This is a genomic window from Candidatus Erwinia dacicola, assembly GCF_001756855.1.
Taxonomy (GTDB): domain Bacteria; phylum Pseudomonadota; class Gammaproteobacteria; order Enterobacterales; family Enterobacteriaceae; genus Erwinia; species Erwinia dacicola.
This window is the reverse complement of the sequence record NZ_MAYS01000272.1, coordinates 1-5,005: the sequence shown is the minus strand read 5'-3', so window position 1 is coordinate 5,005 and position 5,005 is coordinate 1. Positions and strand designations below refer to the sequence as shown.

Annotated in this window: 5 protein-coding genes and 1 pseudogene; 1 reads left to right on the top strand and 5 read right to left on the bottom strand. The window is 54.4% G+C overall.

The window, feature by feature from the left end; translation table 11 throughout:
* Nucleotides 1–52: 52 nt before the first annotated feature.
* From bamE to nadK, 3 genes are all read right to left on the bottom strand, one after another.
* Nucleotides 53–433, bottom strand: coding sequence for an outer membrane protein assembly factor BamE (gene bamE / locus BBW68_RS08185; protein WP_070134843.1), 381 nt, complete (start codon nt 431–433; stop codon nt 53–55).
* Between the two features lie 190 nt (nt 434–623).
* The gene (gene recN / locus BBW68_RS08180) at nt 624–2,285 is read right to left on the bottom strand and encodes a DNA repair protein RecN (RefSeq protein WP_070134841.1); all 1,662 of its coding nucleotides are present in this window, start codon (nt 2,283–2,285) and stop codon (nt 624–626) included.
* An 88-nt stretch (nt 2,286–2,373) separates the two neighbouring features.
* Nucleotides 2,374–3,252: an NAD(+) kinase gene (nadK, locus tag BBW68_RS08175; protein WP_070134839.1), complete on the bottom strand. Its 879-nt coding sequence runs from the start codon at nt 3,250–3,252 to the stop codon at nt 2,374–2,376.
* A 123-nt stretch (nt 3,253–3,375) separates the two neighbouring features.
* On the opposite strand from nadK, the gene grpE reads away from it, so the two are divergent.
* Nucleotides 3,376–3,957: a nucleotide exchange factor GrpE gene (gene grpE / locus BBW68_RS08170; protein ID WP_070134837.1), complete on the top strand. Its 582-nt coding sequence runs from the start codon at nt 3,376–3,378 to the stop codon at nt 3,955–3,957.
* A 163-nt stretch (nt 3,958–4,120) separates the two neighbouring features.
* Here the strand turns inward: grpE and BBW68_RS16320 are convergent.
* Both BBW68_RS16320 and BBW68_RS18820 read right to left on the bottom strand, forming a co-directional pair.
* A pseudogene (locus tag BBW68_RS16320) lies at nt 4,121–4,703 on the bottom strand (methyl-accepting chemotaxis protein); the annotation flags it as partial.
* 60 nt (nt 4,704–4,763) lie between these two features.
* A complete protein-coding gene (locus BBW68_RS18820; RefSeq protein ID WP_186821306.1) occupies nt 4,764–4,928 on the bottom strand; it encodes a hypothetical protein in 165 nt (54 codons plus the stop codon).
* Nucleotides 4,929–5,005: the final 77 nt, after the last annotated feature.

Below are 5,005 nucleotides of genomic sequence, written 5' to 3'. Positions count from 1 at the left end.
AACTTTGCAACAGTGCCGTCGGTTTAAGCATGTCCAACTTCTGGGGTTCAGTTTAAAAGAGGGGCGGCCCCTGTATGAACAGAAGATTAACCTTCGTTTTGTTCAGTGCAGGTTTGTTATCAATGTTGGTCAGCGTGCCGTTCTGATCAAACGTCAGGGTCAGCGTCTGCTGTTTCACCGGCTCGCGGCTTAGCTCCTGACGGAATACGTAATACCATACGTTTTTACCAAACGGGTCGTGCATCATCGGCGTGCCCAGCGTGTAAGCAACCTGCTGTTGGGTCATGCCAGTATGGATTTTAGCCACGTCATTGGCGACCAAGTAGTTGCCTTGGTTAATATCCGGGCGGTAAACCACTCGCTCCAGAGTGGAACATCCAGCGGTCATTATCAGAAGAACCACCGCGGCAGCAGTCAGCGTTTTACAGCGCATAATCAATGTTTATTCCTTTGTGGCTATATTCGTATCCCCGGACTCCCTGAAACAAGCCGCTCTAGGACATGGATCTATCAGTGTGCAACTACGATACCAGTGTAAGCTGCCGATGATAATAAACCTTTCCGCAGTTTAAAACCTCTGCGAAGCAACGATATGACCGCAATCCGGTAAAAAAGTGCAATGATTAGGCGGTTAAAAGCTCTTTGGCGTTCGCTAGCGTGTTGCGCGTGACCTCGCTGCCGCCCAGTAAACGTGCCAGTTCCTGCAGGCGTGCGCGCTTGTTCAGCGGTTGCATATGCGTTTCGGTCATCGCGCCGTCAGTCTCTTTACTGACGTAGAAATGCTGATGACCACAGCCCGCAACCTGCGGCAGGTGCGTCACGCACATCACCTGAGTGGACTCACCCAGCTGGCGCAGCATCTTACCGACCACCGCGGCGATTGGCCCGCTGATACCCACGTCCACCTCATCGAAAATCAGCGCTGGCGTATTCATTTTATGTGCGGTGATCACTTGGATGGCCAGCGCGATACGCGACAACTCACCGCCCGATGCCACTTTGCCCAGCGGCTGAACCGGCTGACCAGGGTTGGTGCTGACGCGGAAATCGATACGGTCCGCGCCTTCAGCCGTCAGGTGGTCAGGGTTGAAATGAATTTCAATGTTGAAGCGGCCATGCGGCATCGACAGTGTATGCATGCTGTCGGTGATTAGCCCGCTCAGCTCATTGGCGAAATGAGTGCGGCGCTCATGCAGCTGATGTGCGCAGCTCAGGGCAGCAGCATAGTGTACGCTAACGGCTTCGCTTAGCTCGTCTTGCTCGCTCTCCTGCTGGTCAAGCAGCTGCTGTTCTGCCAGCAGCTGCTGATGAAATACGGGCAGCTCTTCCGGCGCGAGGTGATGCTTGCATGCTAGGCTAATCTGGCGCGACAGGCGCTGCTCCAGCTCGTGTAGGCGGTTAGGATCAAGGTCGAGGCGGTCACAGTAGTGGCGCAGCTCATCGCTGGCCTCACTAATCTGGATCGCTGCCTCTTCCAGCATGCCAGACACTCCGCTCAGCTTGTCGTCCATCTCAATCAGCTCGGTCATCAGCTGGCGCGCGGTATACAGCTGGCTTTGCAGGTTGTTCTCTTCGCCATCGGTCAGCATCAGCAGGGTTTGCTGGCTGGTTGAGAGCAGTTGCCCACTGTTCGCTAGGCGCTTATACTCTTCATCAATCTGCTCATATTCGCCGCTGACCGGCGCAAACTCGTTCAGCTCTTTTAGCTGATACTGCAACAGCTCACGACGCGCTTCACGCTCCTGCGTCAGCTGCTGATGCTGTGCCAGCGCGCGGCAGCTCTGATGCCACTGACGGTAGTGCTGCGCCATGTTTTGCACCAGCAGAGGCTCACCGGCGTAGGCATCCAGCAGCGTTTTCTGGTGTTCAGGTTTGAGCAGCAGCTGATAGGCGTGCTGGCCGTGGATCTGGATAAGCACTTGGCCGAGGTCATGCAGCTGGGAGAGGGGCACCGCAGTGCCGTTGATAAAGCCGCGTGAGCGACCGTCGCTGCTGATCACGCGGCGCAGCAGACATTCATTACCGTCAGTCAGCTGGTTGTCCGTCAGCCAGCGCTGCGCGGAAGGGGTATCTTTGAGGGAGAAGCGCGCGCAGATATCGGTCCGCACTGCCCCCTGGCGCACCATATCAGCTTCGGCACGACCACCCAGACACAAACCCAGCGCGTCAATAGCGATGGATTTACCCGCACCGGTTTCCCCGGTGATAGCCGTCATTCCGTGCTGAAAGTGGATCTCAAGTTCGCGAACAATCGCGAAGTTACTGATGGTCAGTTGTACCAACATAATTGTCTTTCCTGTATGAAAACACAGATATGGTTTTCCATACAGTATATACTGGTTTTATAAACAGTAAACTCAGGCAGCACGCTTTTTAGAATAATTTTTTTGACCATCCTAGTTTTGAGCTTAATGTTTTGAAATAATTATAATTTTCCGGGTGAATTAGATTCAGGTGGTAATCACTGCGGCGGATTAATACATCCTCTCCCTGCTGGATAGGCAGCGCAATCTGGCTGTCGCAGTTGATCTCTAGATCACTGCGCATATGGGAAAACCGCAGGCGGATGGTGCTGCTGCTGTTGATCACTAACGGGCGTGCCGAAAGGGTATGCGGAAACATCGGCACCAGCACAATCGCATCCAGCGACGGGGTTAGGATCGGCCCGCCGGCAGAGAGTGAATAGGCGGTGGAACCGGTCGGCGTGGAAATAATCAGGCCATCGGATCGTTGCGAGAACGCAAAGTTCTTGTCAATATAGACCTCGAACTCGATCATATGCGCCACTTTGCCCGGGTGCAGTACCACTTCGTTTATTGCCGTGCCAATGCGCGGCGTGCCGGACTGGCGGCAAACCTGCGCTTCCAGCAGGAAGCGGGTCTCAACGAAGTATTCGCCTTCCAGCACGTTGGTCAGCTGCTGCTGCGCGTTATCCGGGTCGAGGTCGGTGAGAAAACCAAGGTTGCCACGGTTAATGCCGATCACTTTGATGTCATAGCGTGCAAGCACTCTGGCCGCACCCAGCATATTGCCATCACCGCCGACCACCACCGCCAGATCGGCCTTGCGGCCAATCTCCGCCAGCGTTCCGGTCAAGACGCCATCCAGTTTCAACTTGCGCGCGATCTGCTGCTCAATAATGACCTGATAGGCTTTCCCAGTCAGCCAGCGATACAGCATTTCATGGGTGCTGAGTGCGGTAGGGTGGCGCGGATGGCCGACGATCCCAATGCAGTTGAAGTGGCTATTCATGTTACTGGCATTCCTTACGAGGTAAACTCCCCCGACAATGTGACTAGTTCCCTTGAAACCGCGATTCTTATCCCCATAATAAGCGAACCAGCAAGATGAATATGCACAAACGCGGAGAAATTCATGAGTAGTAAAGAACAGAACACACCAAACGAGCAAGTTTCACACGAAATCGAGATGGAGCAGGCACAAAACCAGGACGCGGAAATAACAGAAGTGGTGGATCCGCGTGATGGGCGTATTGCTGAGCTGGAAGCACAGCTGGCCGACTCTCTGGGTGGCCTGCGTGATGCGCAGCTGCGTGCTCAGGCAGAAATCGAAAACATCCGTCGCCGTGCCGAACTGGATGTGGAAAAAGCGCATAAATTTGCGCTGGAAAAATTCGCCAACGAGCTACTGCCAGTGATCGATAGCCTAGAGCGCGCGCTGGAAGTGGTCGATAAAGAGAACCCGGAACTGGCTTCGATGATTGAAGGCATCGACCTAACCATGAAGTCACTACTGGGTGCGGTACGCAAGTTTGGCATGGAAGTGGTTGGCGACACCAAGGTGCCGTTCAACCCGGAAGTGCATCAGGCCATGTCGATGATGGAGTCTGAAGAGGTCGCACCAAACCACGTGCTTATGGTGATGCAGCGCGGTTATACCCTGAACGGTCGCCTGCTGCGCCCAGCTATGGTTGCCGTTGCCAAAGCCAAAGCTTAACGACTGCAGGGGGCGAACTCTACTTTGGTCGCTACTGCAGTAGCTAAATAGCCCCCTTGTGCAGCTATTTTTTTGTCCGCATACTGAAACGCAGGCTCGTTGACCTTAAATGCGCGAATGGCGACTGACAGCTGATCTGCCTGTTTTTGCATCGACTGCACGCAATACCGCTGTTTTGTTCTAAGCTGGCAATCAAAATTTTGCCAATGATCTGCGTAACACTTTTCACGCTGGCGAGCACTTCATCCATGGTGAAACTTGCTTTCGCCACCTGTTTGCCGCCCTCATGGACTTTACTCACCGAATACTGAATCATCTGCGCGATCTCTTTTGCAGCTGAAGCCGAACGCTGCGCAAGGCTGCGTACTTCGGGGGCGACCACGGCGAAACCGCGCCCCCGCTCGCCAGCGCGTGCGGCTTCAACGGCGGCCTTCAGCGCTAGGATGTTGGTCTGGAAGGCAATGCCGTCAATCACGCTGATGATATCGACGATTTTCTTCGACGATCCGTTAATCATCTCCATGGTGCTGACAACCTGTTTCACCGCATCACCGCTCTGCACGGCAACTTGTGAAGCCTGCGCGGCTAGCTGGTTGGCCTGCCGTGCGTTGTTGACGTTCTGCTTCACCGTTGAGGTGAATCTGTTCCATTGCCGAAGCGGTCTCTTACAGCGAGCTGGCCTGCTGCTCGGTACGGACGGAGAGATCCATATTGCCCGCCGCAATAATCGCCAGCGCGGAAAAGATCAGCACGATCTTAATCGCCGTTGAGCCATTCTTCACCGCCTTAACCCCTTCGGCCTGAAGCTAGCCAGACTGCGAGTCGGCAAAGGCCACCACGATATCGAAGAAAGCATTCTGCGTGGTGGTGATTTTACGCAGCACCACTTCGGTCGCATTGGTGATATCCCGGGCGCGCACCAGATCCAGCAGATCCCGTTTATCCTGCTCGAACAAGGCTGCTGCTTTCACATCCTTAGATCTTCTTAATGCCGACTGGGGTGGTTTACAGTTGGGCAATCGGCGGATTCGGCGGATTCAAGTTCGAA